Consider the following 3,375-nt stretch of genomic DNA (forward strand, 5'->3'; position numbering starts at 1 on the left):
CTTGTTTGAAAGCTTAGAAATGAGCATTCCATCAGATGATGATGAATGTTGATTTCTAGTCTTTGACTAGATCGTTCTTTAAAAATTTGGGTATGTGATAGAAAGATAGACTGAGATCCACTTTCACTGGTGGTGATCAGGCTAAGGTAAAATTTGTGAGTTCTCTTAGTTGAGAAATTCGAATTTTCGGCGAATGTCGTCTTCACAGTATAACCAGATTGCTTGGGGTTATATGGTCAAGTGAAGAAGCGCATACGGTGGATGCCTTGGCAGTCAGAGGCGATGAAAGACGTGGTAGCCTGCGAAAAGCTTCGGGGAGTCGGCAAACAGACTTTGATCCGGAGATGTCTGAATGGGGGAACCCAGCCATCACAAGATGGTTATCTTGCACTGAATACATAGGTGCAAGAGGCGAACCAGGGGAACTGAAACATCTAAGTACCCTGAGGAAAAGAAATCAACCGAGATTCCCTTAGTAGTGGCGAGCGAACGGGGACTAGCCCTTAAGTGGCTTTGAGATTAGCGGAACGCTCTGGAAAGTGCGGCCATAGTGGGTGATAGCCCTGTACGCGAAAGTCTCTTAGTCATGAAATCGAGTAGGACGGAGCACGAGAAACTTTGTCTGAATATGGGGGGACCATCCTCCAAGGCTAAATACTACTGACTGACCGATAGTGAACTAGTACCGTGAGGGAAAGGCGAAAAGAACCCCGGAGAGGGGAGTGAAATAGATCCTGAAACCGTATGCGTACAAGCAGTGGGAGCAGACTTTGTTCTGTGACTGCGTACCTTTTGTATAATGGGTCAGCGACTTATTTTCAGTGGCGAGCTTAACCGAATAGGGGAGGCGTAGCGAAAGCGAGTCTTAATAGGGCGTCTAGTCGCTGGGAATAGACCCGAAACCGGGCGATCTATCCATGGGCAGGTTGAAGGTTAGGTAACACTGACTGGAGGACCGAACCGACTACCGTTGAAAAGTTAGCGGATGACCTGTGGATCGGAGTGAAAGGCTAATCAAGCTCGGAGATAGCTGGTTCTCCTCGAAAGCTATTTAGGTAGCGCCTCATGTATCACTGTAGGGGGTAGAGCACTGTTTCGGCTAGGGGGTCATCCCGACTTACCAAACCGATGCAAACTCCGAATACCTACAAGTGCCGAGCATGGGAGACACACGGCGGGTGCTAACGTCCGTCGTGAAAAGGGAAACAACCCAGACCGTCAGCTAAGGTCCCAAAGTTATGGTTAAGTGGGAAACGATGTGGGAAGGCTTAGACAGCTAGGAGGTTGGCTTAGAAGCAGCCACCCTTTAAAGAAAGCGTAATAGCTCACTAGTCGAGTCGGCCTGCGCGGAAGATGTAACGGGGCTCAAACCATACACCGAAGCTACGGGTATCACGCAAGTGATGCGGTAGAGGAGCGTTCTGTAAGCCTGTGAAGGTGAGTTGAGAAGCTTGCTGGAGGTATCAGAAGTGCGAATGCTGACATGAGTAACGACAATGGGTGTGAAAAACACCCACGCCGAAAGACCAAGGTTTCCTGCGCAACGTTAATCGACGCAGGGTTAGTCGGTCCCTAAGGCGAGGCTGAAAAGCGTAGTCGATGGAAAACAGGTTAATATTCCTGTACTTCTGGTTATTGCGATGGAGGGACGGAGAAGGCTAGGCCAGCTTGGCGTTGGTTGTCCAAGTTTAAGGTGGTAGGCTGAGATCTTAGGTAAATCCGGGATCTTAAGGCCGAGAGCTGATGACGAGTTGCCATTAGGCGACGAAGTGGTTGATGCCATGCTTCCAAGAAAAGCTTCTAAGCTTCAGATAACCAGGAACCGTACCCCAAACCGACACAGGTGGTTGGGTAGAGAATACCAAGGCGCTTGAGAGAACTCGGGTGAAGGAACTAGGCAAAATGGCACCGTAACTTCGGGAGAAGGTGCGCCGGTGAGGGTGAAGGACTTGCTCCGTAAGCCCATGCCGGTCGAAGATACCAGGCCGCTGCGACTGTTTATTAAAAACACAGCACTCTGCAAACACGAAAGTGGACGTATAGGGTGTGACGCCTGCCCGGTGCCGGAAGGTTAATTGATGGGGTTAGCTAACGCGAAGCTCTTGATCGAAGCCCCGGTAAACGGCGGCCGTAACTATAACGGTCCTAAGGTAGCGAAATTCCTTGTCGGGTAAGTTCCGACCTGCACGAATGGCGTAACGATGGCGGCGCTGTCTCCACCCGAGACTCAGTGAAATTGAAATCGCTGTGAAGATGCAGTGTATCCGCGGCTAGACGGAAAGACCCCGTGAACCTTTACTATAGCTTTGCACTGGACTTTGAATTTGCTTGTGTAGGATAGGTGGGAGGCTTTGAAGCGTGGACGCCAGTTCGCGTGGAGCCATCCTTGAAATACCACCCTGGCAACTTTGAGGTTCTAACTCAGGTCCGTTATCCGGATCGAGGACAGTGTATGGTGGGTAGTTTGACTGGGGCGGTCTCCTCCTAAAGAGTAACGGAGGAGTACGAAGGTGCGCTCAGACCGGTCGGAAATCGGTCGTAGAGTATAAAGGCAAAAGCGCGCTTGACTGCGAGACAGACACGTCGAGCAGGTACGAAAGTAGGTCTTAGTGATCCGGTGGTTCTGTATGGAAGGGCCATCGCTCAACGGATAAAAGGTACTCCGGGGATAACAGGCTGATACCGCCCAAGAGTTCATATCGACGGCGGTGTTTGGCACCTCGATGTCGGCTCATCACATCCTGGGGCTGAAGCCGGTCCCAAGGGTATGGCTGTTCGCCATTTAAAGTGGTACGCGAGCTGGGTTTAGAACGTCGTGAGACAGTTCGGTCCCTATCTGCCGTGGACGTTTGAGATTTGAGAGGGGCTGCTCCTAGTACGAGAGGACCGGAGTGGACGAACCTCTGGTGTTCCGGTTGTCACGCCAGTGGCATTGCCGGGTAGCTATGTTCGGAAAAGATAACCGCTGAAAGCATCTAAGCGGGAAACTTGCCTCAAGATGAGATCTCACTGGAACCTTGAGTTCCCTGAAGGGCCGTCGAAGACTACGACGTTGATAGGTTGGGTGTGTAAGCGCTGTGAGGCGTTGAGCTAACCAATACTAATTGCCCGTGAGGCTTGACCATATAACACCCAAGCAATTTGACTACTCGAAAGAGCATCAGATTGCGGTGTGTGAAGACGCAATGAACCGAAAGTTCGATGCTCACAAAACACCGAAAACTATCCCATACCCAATTTGCTGAAGCGAGGCCAGTCGGCCACGAGTCAGTACCCGAATTTCTTGACGACCATAGAGCGTTGGAACCACCTGATCCCATCCCGAACTCAGAAGTGAAACGATGCATCGCCGATGGTAGTGTGGGGTTTCCCCAT

Annotated in this window: 2 rRNA genes; both read left to right on the forward strand. The window is 50.9% G+C overall.

Annotated elements, in window-relative coordinates:
- Positions 1 to 234: 234 nt before the first annotated feature.
- A 23S ribosomal RNA gene (locus tag CAF87_RS28865) occupies positions 235 to 3,125 on the forward strand.
- Positions 3,126 to 3,282: 157 nt separating this feature from the next.
- Positions 3,283 to 3,375, forward strand: a 5S ribosomal RNA gene (rrf, locus tag CAF87_RS28870); the annotation flags it as partial.

This window comes from Pseudomonas sp. R38(2017), assembly GCF_002112395.1.
Classification (GTDB): domain Bacteria; phylum Pseudomonadota; class Gammaproteobacteria; order Pseudomonadales; family Pseudomonadaceae; genus Aquipseudomonas.